Genomic DNA, 20,634 nt, shown 5'->3' with positions numbered 1-20,634 from the left:
ATAAAAATGAAGATAATCGACAAGCTGGCTTGGCTAGAAATAAAGGATAACCGAATTCTTGTTGCCCGGAGCAAAGGGAAAGAGGCCTTTTATATACCAGGAGGCAAGCGTGAGACAAACGAAACAGATGCCCAAGCATTGATTAGGGAAATTGATGAAGAACTCAGCGTCAAATTGAAAGAAAACACCTTGGCTTATTATGGTACTTTCTCGGCGCAAGCGCATGGCCATAAAGAAGGAATTACCGTACAGATGACATGCTATACAGGTCAATACGAAGGAGAATTGAAAAGTGCAGCGGAAATCGAAGAGATGGCCTGGTTAAAATATGAGGAAATGGACAGAACATCTCATGTAGACAAAATCATATTCAAAGATTTGAGGTCTAAAAACCTGCTTTAATCAATATTATCGTAAAAAAAGCTTCCATCTGTTTTATGGATTCGAAATAATCAGATTTCTTTGCTAAACCATTAGCACCATAGCTTGAACATGCAAATCATTGAAGTCATTGATAATAAAGGAGCCAACGAATTTTTAGACGTTGCGCGCGAAGTTTATATCAATGATAGTGAATGGGTTTGCCCCTTAGACAACGACATAAGGGCCGTATTTAACCCAGCCACCAACACATATTTCAATCACGGGGAAGCGATCCGCTGGATCTTAAAAGACAACAATGGTCAATTAATCGGTAGAATTGCGGCTTTTATTAATGAGAAAAAAGCCAACTACGATAATAAGCGTATTGGTGGCTTAGGCTTTTTCGAGTGTATTGAAGACGATAAGGCTGCAAAGCTGCTTTTTGACACGGCTGTTTCTTGGCTCAAAGAAAGAAAAGTTACCACCATTGACGGCCCCATAAACTTTGGAGAAAACGATCAGTATTGGGGACTTCTTGTGGAAGGTTTTACATCTCCATCTTATGGTATGGCTTACAATATGCCTTACTATCAGAAATTCTTTGAGCGCTATGGCTTCAAGGTGAAGATGGAACAGATGACCAATAAGTTCTACCTAAAGGAAGGATTGAGCCCACGTTTCGTCAAAATCGCCAATTACATCATGGAGCGTAAGCCGAGCATTAGCACGGAACGCTTCGACCCAAAACGCATAGATAAGTATGCGGAAGATTTTCTTTATATCTACAATGCTGCTTGGGCGGAATTCGAAAACTTTACTCCTATTAAAAAGGAGTACGTTTTAGAGACTTTCAGACAAATGAAACCCGTATTAGACCCAAATTTGGTACAGTTTGCTTACGTTAATGGTGAGCCAGCAAGTTTCGTATTGTCTTTACCCGATGTAAATCAGATTTTCAAGCGCTTTAAAGGAAAGCTCAACCTCATCAATAAAATCAGGTTCGTTCTATTAAAAAGAAAAAAGTTGATCAACAGGGTGCGCGTGGTGGTAATGGGTACTCACCCTAAATTCCAAGGCATTGGATTGGAATCAGTAGTGACGTATAAGTCTTTCGAATATTGCTTCAATGAAACACCTCTAAACGAGGTTGAGTTGAGCTGGGTAGGTGATTTTAACGATAAAATGATCGCTATTCATAAAGGATTAGGTGCGGTACCTTCTAAAAAACACATCACCTATCGCTTAGAGCTTAACTAAGCTTTCGGCCAAAGAATAATTTTTCCGAAGAACCTCCGAACACTTCCCAAAAAGCAATGATTGCCACTAAGCTGTATTCAACAATGACTACTTCAATCCTATCCATATACTCCCCGCCAGCATAGTTAGCATAAGTCATAAAAATAAGATAGGACCATAGCCATGGAAACCTCACTTTAGAGAAAACACCAACAGCCACTAACGGAATTACATACCAAGGATGGACTGTTGTCGCAAACAGCAGATAAAGCGTCCAAACCCAAACCATTTGCCTTGGCCATTCTTTAGGTTTGCTGAATAAAGAATAGAGCATGATACTACCTAGCGTAGCGTACATCATCCATTTTCCTGATTTTGCAATAATATTGTAACCGTCAGTTTCAAACCCGTACCATCTCGCTAAATAATAGATACTTCCATTAAACTCGAACTTTTGAAAGTAAAGGGACATGCTGTCTTTAATAGCCCAAATATGCGCTGTATTGATCAGCGGCAAGAAAGTAATCGCTAATGTAGCCGCTACAATTAGTCCATAGATAACCGTTTTCTTAAAGCCTATTTTCCGCAAAAGGAGTGGAAGAAAGATTAAAGGCAGAAATTTCGTCGCCACCGAAAGGCCAAAAAAAACTGCCGATCGGTTCAGTTTCTTCTGCTCATAATTCCAAAGGGCTAGCAGCAAAAAGTAAATAACAATGCCTTCAAAATGAAGATTACCTGTCAATTCAAAAATCACCAAAGGGTTCAAGACATAAAGCAAACCGTAAGCCTGTGGAAGCTTATAGTGCCTCAATAGTTTACGAATTAACGAAATCGACCCTAATTCAAATACAAGAACAATGACTCTGAGAATAACCACGGACCAAACGATCGATCCGGGAGAAAAGAGAACAGATAGAAAGAAAATAACCTGATTTAAGGGCGGATAAACTGATAAGTATTCTTGAGAGTTCAGTTGATCGTATAAAGCCTGCGTTATTCCTGTAAGTCCACTGTCTAAATGGTGTGCTGGCAGGTATTTATATGGATCTTCAAAATTAAAAAGAAGCCTGCCATCCCAAATAAATCGATAAAAGTCATCAGAGAGTTTCGGGATTGAGGCGATTAGAATAACCCGCAAAAGGATTCCCCAATAGTAGGCTAAGTCAACGTCTTGTTGCTCGGTGTTTCTTACGATAGTCAATACTGCTGCAAACAGGATTGAATAAAGCGTGAGCAATAGCCAAGTTTCTTCTCTAGAAACAAAGTAGCCTATGTATAAAGTAATTCCGCCAGAAAGAACGTAAGCGAGATTTACCCAAGGAGAAGATTTACGAAGCATGCCGCGTATGTTGCAAAGTGTAATAGAACACTAGCAAAAATCCTAAACTAAGCAGTAAGTGAAAAGGAAGTAGGGCAAAATCATTAAAATAAAACGCCAACCCTAAGCCTCCAAGAAAATAAAGCCCGAGGAATCCTTCCAAAATTGTGAGTGGATTAATCTTCTTTTTGAAGTAGATATTTCCCTTCCAAGAACCTTTCTTTCCAGTAATGTTGAATTTTGGTGTTCTTACAAAAGGTGTCTTTTTGCCTATTAAACCTTCAAATACCGCGACAGCATTATGCAAACTGAGGCCTAGAAAAACGGAGAGTAACATAAACATTTGCGGCACAAAGTCTTTTACGGTTTTCCAAAAGCCCTCTCTCTTTTCCCGGAAACCATTCCAATAGAATATCACTAGGAAGACATAGCCCAAAAGAAACATCATAGAGATATCCATAATGGTTTGCCAACCCTCAGATAAGTTTCTTATGAAGAGAATGGGTATGCTTAGAAACGCCGTGAGCACAATGCATATAAACACTGCGGAATTTAATAAGTGAAATGTAGCGTGAAACTTAGTACCTAATGACAAAGGTGCCTTTAGTACTTTAGGCAATAGCTTGATGCTTGTTTCTGCTGCACCTTTTGTCCAACGATACTGCTGCGATTTTATCGCACTCATGGCTGCAGGTAGTTCTGCCGGGGCCACGGTATCAGGATTGTAGAATATTTGCCAGCCTTTTAACTGAGCTCTATAGCTTAAATCAAGGTCTTCTGTAAGCGTATCTGCCTTCCATCCACCTGCATCTTCGATACATGCTTTCCGCCAAATACCACCGGTACCATTAAAATTAAGGAAGTGTCCACCTTGCGATCGGCCGTTCTGTTCTACAAAGAAATGAGTATTCAAACCAAAAGCTTGAAGCTTTGTAAGCATAGAATATTTTTCGTTGATATGGCCCCAACGCGTTTGTACAACACCAATTTTACCATCTTGATCGAAGTGTGGTACACTGTGTTCTAAGAAATCAGGGTCTGGTACAAAATCAGCATCAAAAATGGCAATAAACTCGCCTTTTGCCACTTTCATTCCATATTGTAAAGCACCTGCTTTAAATCCTTTTCTTTCAGGCCTTCTTACCTGCTTAATATCTATGCCTTCCTTTCTCCATTTTTCAACCGTTTCGGCGATCAAATCAACCGTTTCGTCATTAGAGTCGTCTAAAACCTGAATTTCTAATTTATCCTTCGGCCATTTAAGTTTAGCTACTGAATCAATCAATCGCTCAACTACATACAATTCATTATAAACAGGTAATTGAACTGTTACTACTGGGTACTTATAATCTTCGGTAATCTTAGCGGGCTTAGCGATTGTGTTTTTCCGTTGTGCTTTTCTATAAATAAGCACCAAATTCAGCTGGGACAAGCTGTATATAAATATGAACGACAATGCCGCTGTATAGAGAATGATAATTGTTAGTTCAAGCCAATACATTATAGATACTTAAAGATAGTATACAGAATTTTATACCCTGCTAATACAGTGCCCTTTACTGTTCCAGACACTTTGCTAACACCTATTCTCCGCTTATAGTTTACAGGTACTTCAGTGGTTTTGAATTTTTGTCTTGCAGCTTTCACTTGCATCTCCACAGTCCAGCCATAAGTCTTATCCTGCATTTTGAGCGCTAACAACTGATCAAATTTAATGGCCCTAAATGGTCCTAGATCAGTATACTTTACACCATAAAAAAGTTTAAGCAAACTTGTGGCAAGCCAATTGCCGAATACCTGAGGAAACGTCATTGACCCACCTTCTCTATCGCCAAGCGCTCGTGAACCAATCACCATATCCATCTCTTGATTAATTATAGGCTTTACCAATTCTGGCAACTGCTCTGGAAAATCAGAATAGTCGCCATCGATAAAAACTAGAATTTCTGGTCGATAATTTGGCGCAGTTAGGTAGTCTATACCTTTTAGGCATGCATTACCATAACCCGCTTTCGGTTCTGATAATACTGTAGCACCTGCCGCCCTAGCAACTTCAGCCGTTTTATCCGTCGATCGATTATCAACGACAACCACTTCTTTCACCCAATCTTTCGGTATATCATTGATCACATGAGCAATAGACTTCTCCTCGTTGAAAGCTGGTATAACTACCTTAATATTTGGAATATGATGCTTGCTCAAACTGCGGGCAAAATTAAAAATAAACAGGCACTAATAAGCTCGGTGTCTAATGATTAGTTCCATTCAAATTACCATTGAATTTTAAATGTAATCTGGGCGACACGCTTTTCGCCAAAGGCATTATTAACCTCTACGTTCATTTAATTGGTCTCAAGACGTTTTAGGCCTAACTTGGGAACTATTCGGGTGTTATATTAATTATATGTATGTACATACAATATAACACTTTTAAGAAAGGAAAAATTATGAAAACGATAGTACACAAAGCAGAATCTCGCGGATTTGCCGACCACGGTTGGTTAAGGAGTAGGCACACTTTTAGTTTTGCTGGCTATCATAACCCTGAGCGCGTCCATTTTGGTGCACTTCGAGTTTTGAATGATGATCAAGTAGCCGCAGGCAAAGGATTTGGAACACACCCGCATGATAATATGGAGATTGTATCCATACCATTATATGGCGACTTGGCTCATAAGGATAGTACAGGCACAGAAAAGGTAATTAAATCGGGCGATGTACAAATCATGTCTGCCGGTTCTGGCTTGCGACACTCTGAATACAATCATAGTCAAGAAGACGAAGTTCAGTTTCTTCAAATATGGGTCTTCCCTAAAGAAAGAGATATTGAACCACGTTACGAACAGAAAACTTTTAGCCCTGAAGACCGAATGAATAAATTTCAGACGGTAGTTTCTCCTGAAGATGCAGGAGCTGTTTGGATCAACCAAGATGCGTTTTTCAGTTTGGCTAATTTAGATGCTGGTACAGAATTGTCTTACGATGTTAAAAAACCGGGCAACGGAGTTTACTTCTTCGTTCTAAATGGAGATATCAGCATCGCCAATGAAAAATTGGACACGCGAGATGCTGTAGCCATTAGCGAAGCTTCAAAAGTTGCGCTTAAAGCTAGTTCTTATGCCGAAGTATTGGCCATAGAAGTACCAATGGAACTTAGTTAGCGCAATAGTTTATTGAAAATGAATACCTAAACCATTCTCGTATTCCGAGAATGGTTTTCTTTTATTTCACTGATTGCAATTACGATTTCTTCTACGCCCAGCATTAGTCTAAATAACCTGCACCGTTTCTTTCTTGTCCGCTCATCGTTTTCTATGTGACTTTTAAATGGAGATGTTCTGTATGGTTAAGCATCATTCGTCTCTTTTTGACCGATAAACTAAAAACACCACACGATGAAACACTTAAAATTTACCTTTCTGGCATTATGCCTGATGTTCCTCTTCTCTTGCGAATTGGTAGAGTTAGATACACCGACAGACTTTGGGGCGCAAAGGGGTCTACCCGAAACTGAAGAAGCGTTCGTTGCCGCTTTGACAAGCAACAATGAACAAAAATGGGAAACCATCACATTCAGTCTTGAAGGACTTAATGGAATTCAAGGTTGCCGACTGGATGATACTTTTACTTTTTATGCCGACGGGACCTATCGATATGATGGTGGCTCGTCACTTTGTGGAGATGCTGACGATACTCGGATCAAGAGCGGTATCTGGGAAGTAAACTTTGATCAGTTCCAAATCATCTTCGATAAGGACACTTCCTCAGAATCAATTGCAACTCTAGAGGCAAACGTTGAAAATCGAATATGGCTAACAGGCCAAGTAGATATCTTTGGTGAAATGATGGATATCCGAGGGGTTTATGGTATGACGAATTAATGAGATTGGTTGGTTTCAATTCATCTTCATTTGATCACTAAACTCACGGTTTCATGCCAAATATCACAGAAGTGTCACGCAGACGTCGCTAAACCCTAACACTTTGATTATTAGGCACATTTTTTTGTTTTGGCGCGAACTTTTATTCCAATCTTGATCTTTATGTCCTGAATCCTTTAGAAGGATCATAAAACAAGAACTATGAAAACATTAAGATCAACACTAAAAATAATCAGCCTAATCACCACCCTATCTTTACTGGGTGGATGCAGTTTAGTAGACCTAGAAAATCCGCCAGCTGAACCAGAGGTTGAGTCACCAATTGGTATACCGCAAACTGAAGCTGCGCTGATGACTGCCCTTACCAATGACGATAATCGCGAATGGCGTGCCGTCACTTTTTCTTTAGAAGGTTTAGGCATTCAACAATGCAGAAGAGATGACAAACTTGTCTTCTTCAATGATGGCACTTACCGTTACGACGGCGGCGAAACACTTTGCGGTGGAGCTGACGATCAGCGCATAAAAACTGGCGTTTGGAACATAGACTTCGACAACCTACAATTGGTTTTCGACGAGGGAACTTCAATTCAAGCAATAGCAACTGTTTCAGGGCTATCAGATAACCGCATTGAGCTTCTCGGACAAGTCGACATTTTTGGTCAATTCTTAGACATCAGAGGTATCTACGAGTTTGCCGAATAAACACATCACAATCAGGACATTATCAACATTAGAAAAATGAAAAAATCAATTATAATATTCGTTGGCTTACTTTTCGGAGCATTTGCCAACGCACAAAACTTAGATGGCTTCTTAGATAAGGCCGATGCCTTTTTCAAAGCCAATGTAGCCGACGGACAAGTAGACTACGCCGGAATAAAGGCCAATAGCACTGAATTAGACGGACTAGTATCCCAGATAAGTGGTTTCGAAGTAATGAGTCTTACTCCAGTTGAAAGAAAGGCGTTCTTTATCAATGCTTACAATATTTCAGTAATCAAGGGAATAGTTAAAGAATACCCAACAAAGTCTCCTTTAGAAATCGGTGGTTTCTTCGATGGTAAAAAGCATGAGATTGCCGGCAAAAAGATTACCCTAAATGAACTTGAAAAAGAGAATCTTTTGAAGGTTACGGGTGATGAAAAATTGCACTTTGTTTTGGTTTGTGCCGCAATTAGCTGCCCACCTATTGCCACTTTTGCTTACCGACCTGAAAACCTAGAGGCTCAGATCTTAGAGCGAACTAAAATGGCTTTGTCGAACAATGAGTTTATTCAAGTAGACAATGACAAGAAGACAGTAGGTCTTTCTGAAATCTTCAAATGGTACCCAGGCGATTTTAAAGATAAGGCTGACAACATTGTGGCTTACATCAATCAGTTTAGAACAAATAAGATACCATCGTCTTATAAGACATCTTATTACACATACAACTGGACTGTAAACGCTCAAACTTCAAACGTTTCAGCGTCAAAAAAAGATAACGAGCCTACTTCAAACCTTCAAGTGTTTACGCCCTCTGTACTCTTGAAAAAAGGACAAGTAGAGCTCAGATCATTCTATAATATTTACACTCAGAACAGTGTAAGAAACAGAGAAGGCAATAGCGTAGCGCTAGAAGATCGTCAAAGCTTTTTTAATGTGCAGTATACGTTTAACTACGGTGCTACTAAATCTGCTCGATTGAACTTAGGGTTCGACGTAATTGTGAGTTCTTTTTCGGATGGAAGTTTCATATCTCCAGTATTTCAATCGGGCGACCGAAACGAGGTAGCACTGGCTGCCTTTGGACCTGCAGTTCGATTCTCACCATTTAAGAAATTACCAAGTTTATCGGTAAGAACAGCTTTCTGGTTTCCTGGAGCAAGTAATCTTGAAGATCGGAATGGCGTATTTGTGAATCATGATCGCTACACGTCGTTTACTCAGGTTTTTTACGACATGGAGATCAATACAAATTGGAGACTTTTCTTGGAGGCTGATTTATTATACAGATTTTCTCGCAGAGAAGATCAGGTAGATTTCTTCAGAACTCCTTTAACGGGTATCCTGTCTTATTTCTTACCGAGTGGAAAGGCATCAATATTTGCGCTATACCAATATTCACCTCGCTTCGAACGCCTCGACAATGGTTTCGATGATCAGTTTGGATTATCGCAGTGGTTTCAGCAAGCAGGCATAGGATTCAAGTATCAACTGAATAGTAAACTAGAACTGGAAGCGTCTTACTCCAACTTTTTTGCATCAAGAAATGATGGTGGTGGACAAACCTTTAACCTCGGCTTTAGATGGTTGAAATAGTTCAATGGATGAAAAATAGAATTTAGCTTAGAAATAGATTCATAGTTGATTGGGGTGCCACTTCCGAAAGGGAGTGGCATTTTTTTGGTTTATAATGATATTTTTGACGAACTAAAACATGAGATCAGATGATCAGGTTATTATTTATACTACTCTTTTTAGGTTCTGCCACGATAGTACATGCCCAATTTGATATTGAGCAAAAACTTGGAAAGAAAATTATTCAAGAGAAGTACGTCAGTTTTTTAACTGAGAAAGGGTATTCCCCTGAAGTCGATACAGATGGAGATATCAAGTTCACCTATGAGGATCGTACCTTTTATATTACTATTGACATGAATGACAAAAAATTCTTTCGAATAGCCAAACTCGCCAACTTGGAGCTAGATACTGAGTCACAGAGAATCAAGGCTATAAAGATTTGTCATGATGTTACTAGAGACTCTAAGGTGGCTAAAGTCTATTGGTTGAAGAATGTAATATGGACATCTTCTGAGATTCTACTCGAAGATCAAGACGATTTTAAGAGCATTTTCGATCGTGTAATGAAACTTACTAACGATGCATATCTCAAGTTTGTCAATGTTTGGAAAGAGTCTTAGCAATTAGAGAGATAATTGTATCGAACTGCCGTAACTTTACGGTATGAATATGGACTACAACCTGAGAGAAATTACTTTGGCTGCTTTTGAGCAGTTTATGACTACTGATAAGCAAGACGCTGAAAAGCGACCGGGCCATGGCAAATGGTCGGCTAAGGAAATTATGGGGCACCTCATCGACTCCGCAATGAATAATCACGGAAGGTTTGTAAGGGCGCAAGACACTGATGACCTTATAGGCCAAGGCTATGATCAGGATGCTTGGGTAATCGCACAGAACTATCAAGCCATGGACTGGGATGACATCATTATTCTATGGCGTCAGCTAAACATGCACATGGCGTACATCATTGAGCAAACGCCAGACGATGTCAGAGACTTAAAGCGTTCAAATCACAACTTACATCAGATTGCATTTAATACTGTTCCAGAAGATCAGCCAACGACACTTGCCTATTTTATGGAAGACTATGTGCTTCACGTAAAACATCACTTAGGGCAAGTAAGAAGCGCGTTGAGCATGGAAGACGAAGCATAAACATCGATAAGAGCATAACTAAAAGGGCCATCCTCTTGCAGAGAATGACCCTTTTTATGGTTTAAGATTCTTGTGTTATGCGCCTAATTTCACACTTTCATTACCGATAATTATTGGTGGCAAATCAGTTCTTCCTTGCTCTGGACCATTTTCTAAGTTCAAAACACCTCGTGGACATACTGCAGAACAGACGCCACATCCCACACAACTTGCTCTTACAATATTCTGTCCTTTTTGTGCATATGATCTAACATCGATTCCTTGCTCGCAATAGGTAGAGCAGTTTCCACATGAAATACATTGACCACCATTGGTAGTGATTCTAAATCTTGATTTGAAGCGTTGAATAATGCCCATATAACCAGCCATCGGGCAGCCAAAACGACACCATACACGGTTACCTAACATTGGATAGAAACCCACTCCAATAACGCCTGAGAAAGTCGCACCAATTAAAAAGCCATAAGGCTGTTGAAAGTTCTTGTAAATGTTCAAGCCAAATACTTCGCCGGTATTCCAGAAGTATCCATAAATAGTGGCAGCTGTCATCACGAAAACGAATACCATCACTGCGTGAATTAACCATCTTTCGAGTCGCCAAGCACTTAGTTTTTTCGACGATAAATGTCTGAATGGATCACCAGCAGTTTCAGCTAATCCTCCACAACCACATACCCATGAGCAGTACCACCTCTTGCCTACATAGTAGGTAATGACAGGAGTAACTACTAAAAACATGGCAATGCCTACAATAAGGTAAAGTGTGCCGACTGGCTGATAAGAAGCTTCTTGAAAGGCATCCAGTTGCCAATCATAAAAGAAGTCATAGTCCAACGGCCAAGTGTTCTTCAAATCTGTATTGAAGTAACCTAAGTATTCGCCGCTTGCTGAAGTGACATCATTGTAGTTTAATCCTGCCAATATCTCTGGAATTAAATAAGCCAAAAACAATTGACTGGCGATGACTACTAAAGTTCTTACAAACTGATATCTATTGTGACGGTATTTAAAGAGAAACTTAACGCCCAGTGCAGTAATACACAGGGTATAAAGTGTTCCGTAAAGAAACCATTGACTGGCAGGTTTTCCTTTAAAAAACATACTTAGCGGATCGAATAAGGCTACAAAACCTTCATTCCCTGAAGCTTTAAAACCGATATATTCTGGAAACCAATAAAGCAATACGTAAAAACCTGTAAGGACAATACCGGCTACCCAACCTAAAACACCTCTACTTGTAAGGCTCTTAAACCAAACGCCATTATTCTTAATGCCTTCTGGTTGTTTTAAGTAAAGCCTTGCGGAGTAAATAACTGTTCCGACCAAAATGCCTAGTAAGGCAATTGGAAGACCGATTGAAGGGGGAATTGCGACACCTCCCCAAGATAAAAAGAGTACTAAAACTCCCAAACCAGCAAGTGCCAAACCACCTTTTTGGATAGCATCTGCATCCTTCAAGTCGGGGTTAGCGATAGATAAACTTGGATCTACTGATGACATATTTCTTGTAATTCTAATTTGAGACTAATTGTAAAATTCTTTTCCAGCTCTTCTTCTTCAAGCTGATATTGGTTCCATTTTCAGTATTAAACTGATTGACGATCGCCTCTTCATGGTGCTTGTAAAACTCAGGATCGAAGTTGGCATCTTTCAAATGCGCTAAAACGTACTGAACGGTTCGTTCTTCTTTAAACCATTTATCAAAAGCGTGATGTCTTAAGCGGAAGCCAAAGTTATTTACACCCAATAGTTTATCCGTTTCCTTATCCCAGCGCAGTCTAAGGCAGATTTTCCCGCCTTCATGCTCCCAGTAAAAGTCGTTTTCATTCTCTTTCGGCTTAGCCCATACCCAACCATAAGTCTGGTATTCTATATCGAAGAACTTGGCTGAATTAAACCAGTGCCCTGGGTTATATTTAGTGGGTTTATTGCAGATGGTTTCAGCGAGTACTTCGCCCATCATTCTACCTGTATACCAAACTTGTTCTAAGTTTCTTCTTTCACCATTCGTTTCGCGAAACTCTGCGCAATCACCAGCTGCAAAAACATCTTTAACATTGGTTTCCAAATATGGATCAACCATAATTCCACGGTTGGTTTCGATCCCAGAACCTTCTAGAAAACCAATGTTAGGTGAAACACCTGCCGTTAAGCCTACAAATTGACATGGTATTTCTTCACCTGAATCCGTGACGATAGCCCTTGCTCTTCCAATTTCATCGGAAAGAATTTCCTTAAGATTTGTACTTAGCCTTAAGTCGACATGATGCTCTTTAATGTGACGGTTTATCATCTGAGATTCACCTTCTGGCAACACATTATTCCAGAAGCTTCCTTCACGCACTAAAAACGTTACTGGAATATTTCTACTCAAAAGCATTTCAGCCATTTCTATACCGATCAAGCCTCCACCTACAATTACGGCCCTAGAAATATCCTTGGTGTAGGTTTCCATATTTTCTAGGTCTTGGTAATTGTATAAACCTTGTACCGCCTTTAAGTCTTGACCCGGCCAGCCAAATTTATTTGACTTAGAACCAGTAGCGAGCACGAGCTTGTCATAAACCATGGTCTCACCATGGGCAAAAGAGAGTGTTTTATTTCCAGTATCTACGTTTTGTACATAGGCTCTTTTGAGTTCAATCCTATTCTTCTCCCAAAACCAATCTTCATAGGGCTTGGTGTGTTCATATTTCATATGGCCCATGTAAATGTACATTAGGGCTGTTCGAGAGTAAAAATGGTCAGTCTCTGCAGAAATTACTGTAATACGGTGATCACTCTTCTTTCTGATATGACGTGCGGTAGTAATTCCGGAAATACCATTTCCTATAATAACAATGTGTTGCATAGCAGGCTTATAATTATAAAAATATACCCTTTGGTTCCGGGGTTATGTCGTACCAGAGACCTGAATAAAAAATAGTGGTTGATAATTTAAAATATTCGGTGGACTAAAGTCTCACAACGGGGAAAAGATTTTGCTAAGAGCATGCAACCTTCGCTAGGCAATATTATCTTTAATGCAAATAATCGATAATACGATGAACAAAATGAAAATAAACGCTTTACGACCTGCAATGATGGCCATAGCTTTCTTGATGATAGCAAGCCTTTCATTTGCCCAAAGTAGAGAGAAAATAAGTGTTTCTGACTTTCATGCTCTAAGTGTTAGCAATGCATTTGTAGTTGAAATAAGCGTTGGAAATGAAGAGTCTCTTGAGGTTGAAATAGAAGAAGAGTTTAGAGAGTACCTTGTCACTGAAGTAAGAAATGGTACGTTAATAATAAAACTAGATAACGGTAACTGGAGTAGGAGGCAAAGGAGAATGAAAAGTTCTGCTAAAGCATTTATTACGGTTAAAACTTTAGATAAGATCAATGTAAGCGGTGCCGCTAGTATACGCACCTTAGATATCATTAAAAGTGATCGATTGCAAGTTGAGTTATCGGGAGCTTCTGTTGCCAAATTGGAAATAGAGACTAATGACTTAAACTTAGAAGCTTCAGGTGCGTGTGTAGTCAACATGGAAGGAACTGCGAGAGACCAAAATGTTAGAATGTCTGGCTCTTCCATCTATAGAGCATTTGACTTAAAAAGTGAAACAGCGGTTCTTCGTGTAAATGGTGCTAGTAATGCTAGTCTTTCTGTAAGCGACAATTTAGACGTTAGAGCATCGGGTGCCTCAAGTATTTACTATAAAGGTGATCCTACATTAAAAATGGATACTTCAGGAGCGTCTAGCGTAAAAAGAAGAAGTAGATAGATAAGCATATAATCATGACCGATTATATCCCTTGTTCAGAAGAAGTAATACTCGGAAGAGCAAGGGAACATTATTTTTAGAGCGGTTATGATTAAGGCCAAAAGGGCCTTATTACTTTTTATCTAAGAATTTCCTCATCAGTAAATTCGCCGCGTTCATCGCAGGCAGTTCACCCTTTTCCACCTTTTGTACAATGCCTTCCAAAACGGATTGAATTTCATTGTTTTGATAGAATGCCGTCTCTAATAATTCGCTGACATTTTCCTTTAACCAATTGATTTGTTGTCTTTGGCGGTTCATTTGGAAGAAACCCGACTGTTTAACATGATCTTGCTGTTTCAAAATCATACCCCAAACTTCTTCTAAACCAGTTTTTTCTAAGGCCGAACACAAGTTTACTTTCGGAGACCAACCGGATTCATCCTTAGGAAATAAGTGTAAGGCATTCTGATAGTCGACTTTAGCCCGTTTTGCTGCCGATTTATTATCACCATCAGCTTTGTTGATGACAACGGCATCGGCCATTTCCATAATCCCCTTTTTAATGCCTTGAAGCTCATCACCTGCACCGGCTAACATGAGTAATAGGAAAAAATCGACCATACCGTGGACTAGCGTTTCAGACTGACCAACACCTACGGTTTCAATAAAAATAACGTCAAAACCTGCTGCTTCACATAAAAGCATCACCGATCGCGTTTTACTGCTTACCCCTCCCAGTGCTGAACCTGAAGCAGAAGGCCTAATGAAAGCGTTCGGATTTCTAGAAAGCTCCTCCATCCGAGTTTTATCACCCAAAATACTACCGCGCGTTTTCTGACTACTCGGGTCTATAGTAAGCACGGCTAGCGTCTTATTCTTTTGCGTAACTAATTCTCCGAAAGCTTCAATAAAAGTACTCTTACCAACACCTGGCACACCCGTAATTCCTATTCTTATAGCATTGCCGGTATGCGGCATAATTGCCGTTAGCACTTCCTCCGCCTGACTTACATCTTCTGGCTTATGACTCTCGCATAAAGTTATGGCACGACTGAGCACAATTCTGTCTCCACTCAATACCCCTTTAATATATGCCTCCGTGCTAAGTTTACTTCGCTTCATCTTCTCTAGCCCAAGGTAAGCATAAATCAAATGTCAGTTACACATCCTGAAACTCGAATTGTACATAACTCGAACAATTCGCTTTGAAAGAAGTAGTAAATTTGACCATTCGAAACATGAAGCGGAAAAAGTACATCTTATTAAGTCTTACCATTATTATGGTGCTTTTTTCATTTCTGGCATATCATCGAGGGGTCTATACTGTATTTAACATGGAAAAGGTGAAAAGAATTAAAGCAGAAGAGGCATTAGACCTGTTGAGGGAAAAGTCTATGACTATTTTGGATGTGCGCGACGAATATGAATACACCGTAAGTCATTTAAACGGTGCCGTTCGGTACGAAAAAGATCTTTTAGGAGACTTAGATAAAAACGAACCTATACTCCTCTATTGTACCGTTTCTTTAAGAAGTAACAAGCTGGCCAAGCAGTTGCAGAAGCAAGGCTTTAATGAAGTTTACGAACTAAAAAACGGGCTTATCGGTTGGTCTAATGCAAGTTTACCGATGGTAAATGCTGAAAATTCAAATACTGAAGAAGTCCATGTTTATAATCGCTTCTTCGGTACGTTTCTAAAAAAGGGTAAGGCCATTTATTAGCCATGTCAAAAGAGCTCCTCATTATTTTCGTAAAGAACCCCAAATTAGGCAAAGCCAAAACACGCCTTGCGGCTACTGTGGGTAAAGAGAAAGCATTGGCCATTTATGAGTTACTCTTAGAAAAAACAAAACAAGAAACCATCAATTTAGATGTAGACAGAATCGTCTATTACTCCGATTTTATTGATGAAAGTGACTTGTGGCAAAACAATCTGTTCTACAAAGGCCTACAAATCGAAGGGAATCTCGGAGAAAAAATATCCGCAGTATTTCAGCAAGCTTTCACCGATGGTTATGAGCGCGTTTGCATTATTGGTAGCGACTGCTATGACCTTACACAAGACCAATTGAGATCGGCATTCCAAGAACTACAAAACAATCAAGCCGTTTTAGGTCCTGCTGAAGATGGTGGCTATTACCTGTTGGGCATATCAGAGATGAATAGTCTACTTTTCGAAAACAAGAATTGGAGTACTGAAACCGTTGGCTCCGATACCATCGAAGATTTCAAGTCGCTAGGAATGACTTACCAAATACTCCCAACCCTGAACGACATAGATACTGAGTCCGATTTGGGCCCGTGGGCAAATCACATTCTGACTTCAATTACTTAAGACTATGAGAAACATTATTCCCATTCTGCTTTTTGCACTTTTCGTTTCATGTCAAAATCAGGAAACTAAAACAGAGGAAATAAACTATCCTAATAGCGAAGTTTTCAACCATAATTGGGCTATGGATAAAATCTGGGAAGATGGGCAAGCCGAAGTCGCTCATTATGATGCAGAAATGGTGGTTTATGGTAAAGTAAGAGCGTTCGACAATGTCTTAATTACTGTAAAAGAAGAGTTTAACAAAGGCTTTAATGTAAAGACCAACGACTATCAGCGCGATGATTTATTCAGTGTAATGAAAGTTAATATGTTTGCGAGGTTCGAAACAGAAAATTACCCTTATCATTTCCTGACAAGTCTATTTTTTAAACGTGAAAATCCCGAACAACTACATAAAATGACTCACACAGGTCAAGAATGGTGTGGAAATACCTTCAAGCAATTTGAATTGACTCCTTCAGGGTATGAGTATGATTACAATAGCTATTTCGATGGTTATGGCGATGGAAGAATGGCTTTAGCTGGCACTAATCTTCTTTGGGCAGATCAACTGAGCTATCTCCTACGGTCGCTCAAATTTGAAGATGGTCTAACCTTTGAGAAAAAAGTGGTTGACTCACAGATCAATACAAAAACACGTAAGCCATCGATATATGATGCTAAATTTCAAGTAAGCGATCGCGATAGTGTTTGGCATGTTCAAGTAGCCTTAGACGATAAAAAAGTGAATAATTATACTTTTCAAAAAGTCTATCCGAACTTATTACTTTCCCAAAACACTTGGTACGGGTACAACCTTAACTTGACATCAGTGAGTAGATACCAATATTGGAGATAGATTAAATCAGTAATATTATAAATTCCTTTCTTTAGAGTGATTAATTTCGATGAGTAAACCTTACACTTATGTCAACGCTCAAAATCAGTGACCTATGGATTTATCCTATCAAATCCTTAGCAGGAATTCAGCTCAAAAAAGCTCAGGTTGAAAAACGAGGTCTACAATATGATCGTAGGTGGGTATTAGTAGATATGGAGGGTGTTTTCGTGAATCAGCGAGAATTTCCTGAAATGAACTTCTTACAGCCAGCTATCAATTCTCATTCCATTACCATAAGCCATAAGCATGGGAAAAAAGAATCACTAAGTTTTAGTTTGACTGAGCCGGATTCTGACCCAATAGAGGTTTCTGTTTGGGATGATCAATGTACGGGAAAGCCAGTATCGGAAGAAGCAGACGAATGGTTTAGCGATTTTTTAGGAAAGCAGGTTAGGCTACTTTTTATGCATAAAAAAGGTGTTAGACCTGCCGATCAACGGTATGCGTTAAGTCCGTCCGATGAAGTGAGCTATGCAGATGGCTATCCGATATTAATGATCAGTGAGGCTTCTTTGGCACTTCTCAATGAAAAAACGGAAGAGCATATTCCAATGAATAGGTTCAGAGCCAATATTATAGTTTCTGGTGCCACAGCACATCAAGAAGATTCCTTGCGCGAAATAGAGATCGGTGAAGTGAAACTTTATGGTGTAAAACCATGTGCGCGCTGTGTTATGACGACTATTAACATTGAAACTGGATTGAAAGGGAAAGAACCACTGAAGAGCCTAGCCAGCTATAGAAAAGTCGGGTACAAAATTCTATTTGGAGAGAATTTTATCCCAGCTAAAGAAGGAGTTATTGAAGTGGGTCAAGAAATTACAATTCAAGCTACTAAAGCGCCTGCAATATAATTCAAATCCTATTTTTCGAAAGTTTCCTATACCAAGACAAAGGTTTAGGATTAACTTTTATAGTCTAAGTCGAACTAAGTGCATTAACATCTTATTAACTAAAATAGACAGACTATTTAGGCAATTACTGCATATCTTTGCATCAGGAAATTATGGCAGATCTTTATATCAAATCACTTCATATAATATTCATTGTCACCTGGTTTGCAGGGCTCTTCTACATCGTGAGACTCTTCGTTTATCAAAGGGAAGCATTGGACAAACCTGAGCCAGACAGAACTATTCTGGGTGATCAACTGAAACTAATGACCAGCCGATTATGGTTTATTATCGCTTGGCCATCGGCAATCATTACCTTGATTCTCGGGAGCACCATGATTTACCAGTATCCAGCCATGTTGGAACTGCCTTTTATGCACATAAAACTCACGTTTGTAGTGATTCTATACATCTATCACTTTTTATGTCATAAACTATTTAAACAACTTCAAAACGACGTGATGCGCTATTCCTCTAATCAGCTTAGAATTTGGAATGAAATTTCTACGTTAATCATGATATCAGTCGTGTTTATAATAGTGTTAAAAAATGAACTTGATTGGATCAAAGGAACGCTCGGCTTTTTCTTAGTAGCCATTGCATTAATGATTGGGATCAAAATGTACAAACGAATTAGAAGTAAAAAAGAGGGATAAGGAAATGAAGAAGAGTTTAAAAATAGCTTTGGCAACGCTACTTATAGGCAGTGCACTATCTTGTGGTTCTAAAAACACTCAACAGCTACCTATTTTGGGTAGAACAGAATACAAAGAAGTAAACGGAAGCATTGATACTGTTTATCATACCATTCCTGACTTTTCATTTACAGACCAAGATAGCCTAACTGTAACCCCGAGTACTTTTGAAGGCAAGGTCTATGTAGCGGATTTCTTTTTTGGTACCTGCCCAACCATTTGCCCAATTATGAAGCAACAAATGCTTAGGGTATATGAGGAGTTTAAAGACAACTCGGATTTTGGCATATTATCTCATACGATAGACCCAGAACACGATACCGTGGCCTATCTTAAAGATTTCTCTATGCGATTGGGCATTCCGAATAGTGATGTTTGGAAATTTGTTACTGGCAACCAAGACGAGATATACGAAATTGGTAGCGCCGATGGCTATTTAGTACCCGTAGGCGAAGATGCTGACGCCCCTGGAGGTTTTATTCACAGTGGCGCATTCATTCTAATCGATCAGGAAAGAAGAATACGCGGGATTTATGATGGTACTAAACCCATAGAAGTCAGTGCGCTCATCAATGATATTCCTAAACTATTGGCAGAACATGAATAAGCATTTATCACCAATTACAAGAATTGCCTTTTCGTTGATTTTCATTTCGTTTTTTGGATTGATAAGTTGTGGAGGTAGTTCTGAAAAGAGTGATAATCAAAATGTTCAAGATCGTTTAAGCAGAGAAGAGCTCAAACTTTTTGCGGTTGGGCAACAACTTTACACAAGGTATTGCATAAATTGTCATATGGAAGATGGTCAGGGGCTTGGCAAGCTAATCCCTCCGCTAAAAGACGCTGACTATTTACTTAATAATATCCTGGCCACTTCAAGAATCATAAAGTATGGAATGAAAGGGCCAATATTGGTTAACGGACAAGAGTATAACCAGCCCATGCCGGGCAATCCTAGTCTAACTCCTTTTGAAATACTTGAACTTCAGGTTTACATTTCCAATGCATGGGGAAATGAATCCAAAGTATTGTCCTTGAAGGAAGTAGAAGATTATCTGAAGTCCAATAAACCATAATGAATGAATCGCAAACTATATACTCTCCTTACCTTAAGCCTGATATTAAGCTCTTCGACTTTAGCTCAAAAACAAAAAGTTGATACCGTTTATTTAGACCGAGAAGGTGCTGTAGTAGACCCATCAAAAGAATTTCTGACCTATTTAATAAGGCCTTTAGATAGAAAAAAGAGAATCATTGGTATCGCCAAGCGGTATGCAAAAAATGGCAGGCTATTAGAAACCTTCACCTATAAAAAAGGAGTCAAAGAAGGTCTATATCAGCGGTTTCATAGAAACGGAAACCTGATGATGGAAGGCAAATTTAAAGATGACAATCGATCTGATTTTTGGGTTTTTTATGATCAAGAACAGTCCATTACAAAACTAGAAGAGTATGATGCACTTGGCAAATTACTTCAAACAAGAGATCGCCCCTTTCCAGTCAAAAAAGATAAAGCATCCGCAGACAGTTTAAGGATCAGCGTTGAAACTTCACCAGAATTTCCTGGTGGTATGGATAATTGGAATGCACACCTGAGAAAGCACTTGAAATACCCTACTGCAGCTAAAAGGTATGGACGGGGTGAAGTTAAAATTTCATTCGTTGTTTTATCAGATGGACGCATTGTGTTGCCAAAGGTAATTGAAAGTACTCACCCGAGTTTGGGCCAAGAAGGGATAAGAGTAATTAATCTTTCACCGAGGTGGAACCCAGCCGAACTTGATGGTAAACCAGTAGATGCGACGATGAATTTGAGAATTACTTTTAGAGCCTTTTAAAG

General features: G+C 39.3%; 23 protein-coding genes. 17 read left to right on the top strand and 6 right to left on the bottom strand.

Annotated features, from left to right (window positions below; all coding sequences use genetic code 11):
* Positions 1-6: 6 nt before the first annotated feature.
* Both JXQ92_RS12830 and JXQ92_RS12825 read left to right on the top strand, forming a co-directional pair.
* On the top strand, positions 7-402 hold the full coding sequence (locus JXQ92_RS12830; protein ID WP_421987021.1) for an NUDIX hydrolase: 396 nt from the start codon (positions 7-9) through the stop codon (positions 400-402).
* A 90-nt stretch (positions 403-492) separates the two neighbouring features.
* Positions 493-1,620 (top strand): hypothetical protein, encoded by a 1,128-nt coding sequence (locus JXQ92_RS12825; protein ID WP_421987020.1) that lies wholly within the window; start codon positions 493-495, stop codon positions 1,618-1,620.
* On the opposite strand, the gene JXQ92_RS12820 is transcribed toward JXQ92_RS12825, so the two are convergent.
* Genes JXQ92_RS12820 through JXQ92_RS12810 form a run of 3 tightly spaced genes read right to left on the bottom strand, consistent with a single transcriptional unit; the run spans position 1,613 to position 5,119 of the window.
* Entirely contained in the window at positions 1,613-2,938 is a 1,326-nt protein-coding gene (locus JXQ92_RS12820) for a hypothetical protein (protein ID WP_421987019.1), read from the bottom strand. The genes JXQ92_RS12825 and JXQ92_RS12820 overlap by 8 nt on opposite strands.
* Positions 2,928-4,418 (bottom strand): cellulose synthase family protein, encoded by a 1,491-nt coding sequence (locus JXQ92_RS12815; protein WP_421987018.1) that lies wholly within the window; start codon positions 4,416-4,418, stop codon positions 2,928-2,930. The genes JXQ92_RS12820 and JXQ92_RS12815 overlap by 11 nt, the downstream gene beginning before the upstream one ends.
* On the bottom strand, positions 4,418-5,119 hold the full coding sequence (locus tag JXQ92_RS12810; protein WP_421987017.1) for a glycosyltransferase family 2 protein: 702 nt from the start codon (positions 5,117-5,119) through the stop codon (positions 4,418-4,420). Before JXQ92_RS12810 ends, JXQ92_RS12815 begins: the two co-directional genes overlap by 1 nt.
* A 245-nt stretch (positions 5,120-5,364) precedes the next feature.
* Between JXQ92_RS12810 and JXQ92_RS12805 the strand changes: the two genes are divergently transcribed.
* From JXQ92_RS12805 to JXQ92_RS12780, 6 genes are all read left to right on the top strand, one after another.
* Positions 5,365-6,078: a pirin family protein gene (locus JXQ92_RS12805; RefSeq protein ID WP_421987016.1), complete on the top strand. Its 714-nt coding sequence runs from the start codon at positions 5,365-5,367 to the stop codon at positions 6,076-6,078.
* A 234-nt stretch (positions 6,079-6,312) separates the two neighbouring features.
* Positions 6,313-6,798 carry a hypothetical protein gene (locus JXQ92_RS12800; protein ID WP_421987015.1) on the top strand — a complete coding sequence of 162 codons (486 nt, stop codon included), beginning with the start codon at positions 6,313-6,315 and terminating at the stop codon, positions 6,796-6,798.
* A 201-nt stretch (positions 6,799-6,999) separates the two neighbouring features.
* On the top strand, positions 7,000-7,503 hold the full coding sequence (locus JXQ92_RS12795) for a lipocalin family protein (RefSeq protein ID WP_421987014.1): 504 nt from the start codon (positions 7,000-7,002) through the stop codon (positions 7,501-7,503).
* 36 nt (positions 7,504-7,539) lie between these two features.
* Entirely contained in the window at positions 7,540-9,102 is a 1,563-nt protein-coding gene (locus JXQ92_RS12790) for a DUF547 domain-containing protein (protein ID WP_421987013.1), read from the top strand.
* Between the two features lie 128 nt (positions 9,103-9,230).
* The gene (locus tag JXQ92_RS12785) at positions 9,231-9,704 is read left to right on the top strand and encodes a hypothetical protein (protein ID WP_421987012.1); all 474 of its coding nucleotides are present in this window, start codon (positions 9,231-9,233) and stop codon (positions 9,702-9,704) included.
* 43 nt (positions 9,705-9,747) lie between these two features.
* Positions 9,748-10,242, top strand: coding sequence for a DinB family protein (locus JXQ92_RS12780; protein WP_421987011.1), 495 nt, complete (start codon positions 9,748-9,750; stop codon positions 10,240-10,242).
* 75 nt (positions 10,243-10,317) lie between these two features.
* Here the strand turns inward: JXQ92_RS12780 and JXQ92_RS12775 are convergent, their stop codons facing one another.
* Entirely contained in the window at positions 10,318-11,742 is a 1,425-nt protein-coding gene (locus JXQ92_RS12775) for a 4Fe-4S binding protein (protein ID WP_421987010.1), read from the bottom strand.
* A 13-nt stretch (positions 11,743-11,755) separates the two neighbouring features.
* On the bottom strand, positions 11,756-13,093 hold the full coding sequence (locus JXQ92_RS12770) for an NAD(P)/FAD-dependent oxidoreductase (RefSeq protein ID WP_421987009.1): 1,338 nt from the start codon (positions 13,091-13,093) through the stop codon (positions 11,756-11,758).
* Positions 13,094-13,265: 172 nt separating this feature from the next.
* On the opposite strand from JXQ92_RS12770, the gene JXQ92_RS12765 reads away from it, so the two are divergent.
* Complete coding sequence (locus JXQ92_RS12765) at positions 13,266-14,009, top strand: head GIN domain-containing protein (protein ID WP_421987008.1); 744 nt, start codon at positions 13,266-13,268, stop codon at positions 14,007-14,009.
* 111 nt (positions 14,010-14,120) lie between these two features.
* Here JXQ92_RS12765 and meaB read toward each other — a convergent pair whose 3' ends face one another.
* On the bottom strand, positions 14,121-15,113 hold the full coding sequence (meaB, locus tag JXQ92_RS12760; protein ID WP_421987007.1) for a methylmalonyl Co-A mutase-associated GTPase MeaB: 993 nt from the start codon (positions 15,111-15,113) through the stop codon (positions 14,121-14,123).
* A 116-nt stretch (positions 15,114-15,229) separates the two neighbouring features.
* Here meaB and JXQ92_RS12755 point away from each other — a divergent pair, with 116 nt between their 5' ends.
* From JXQ92_RS12755 to JXQ92_RS12720, 8 genes are all read left to right on the top strand, one after another.
* Entirely contained in the window at positions 15,230-15,712 is a 483-nt protein-coding gene (locus JXQ92_RS12755; RefSeq protein WP_421987006.1) for a rhodanese-like domain-containing protein, read from the top strand.
* A gap of 2 nt (positions 15,713-15,714) precedes the next feature.
* A complete protein-coding gene (locus tag JXQ92_RS12750) occupies positions 15,715-16,326 on the top strand; it encodes a TIGR04282 family arsenosugar biosynthesis glycosyltransferase (RefSeq protein ID WP_421987005.1) in 612 nt (203 codons plus the stop codon).
* A 4-nt stretch (positions 16,327-16,330) separates the two neighbouring features.
* Positions 16,331-17,164, top strand: coding sequence for a hypothetical protein (locus tag JXQ92_RS12745; RefSeq protein ID WP_421987004.1), 834 nt, complete (start codon positions 16,331-16,333; stop codon positions 17,162-17,164).
* Between the two features lie 68 nt (positions 17,165-17,232).
* Positions 17,233-18,060, top strand: coding sequence for an MOSC domain-containing protein (locus JXQ92_RS12740; RefSeq protein WP_421987003.1), 828 nt, complete (start codon positions 17,233-17,235; stop codon positions 18,058-18,060).
* Positions 18,061-18,212: 152 nt separating this feature from the next.
* Complete coding sequence (locus JXQ92_RS12735) at positions 18,213-18,755, top strand: CopD family protein (protein ID WP_421987002.1); 543 nt, start codon at positions 18,213-18,215, stop codon at positions 18,753-18,755.
* Positions 18,756-18,759: 4 nt separating this feature from the next.
* Positions 18,760-19,401, top strand: coding sequence for an SCO family protein (locus tag JXQ92_RS12730; protein ID WP_421987001.1), 642 nt, complete (start codon positions 18,760-18,762; stop codon positions 19,399-19,401).
* Entirely contained in the window at positions 19,394-19,870 is a 477-nt protein-coding gene (locus JXQ92_RS12725; RefSeq protein WP_421987000.1) for a c-type cytochrome, read from the top strand. The genes JXQ92_RS12730 and JXQ92_RS12725 overlap by 8 nt, the downstream gene beginning before the upstream one ends.
* A gap of 3 nt (positions 19,871-19,873) precedes the next feature.
* Entirely contained in the window at positions 19,874-20,632 is a 759-nt protein-coding gene (locus JXQ92_RS12720) for an energy transducer TonB (protein WP_421986999.1), read from the top strand.
* The last annotated feature ends 2 nt before the right edge of the window (positions 20,633-20,634 follow it).

The organism is Roseivirga sp., assembly GCF_049099775.1.
Classification (GTDB): Bacteria; Bacteroidota; Bacteroidia; order Cytophagales; family Cyclobacteriaceae; genus Roseivirga.
The sequence above is the reverse complement of the archived record's forward strand: the minus strand, read 5'-3'. Positions and strand labels throughout refer to the sequence as shown.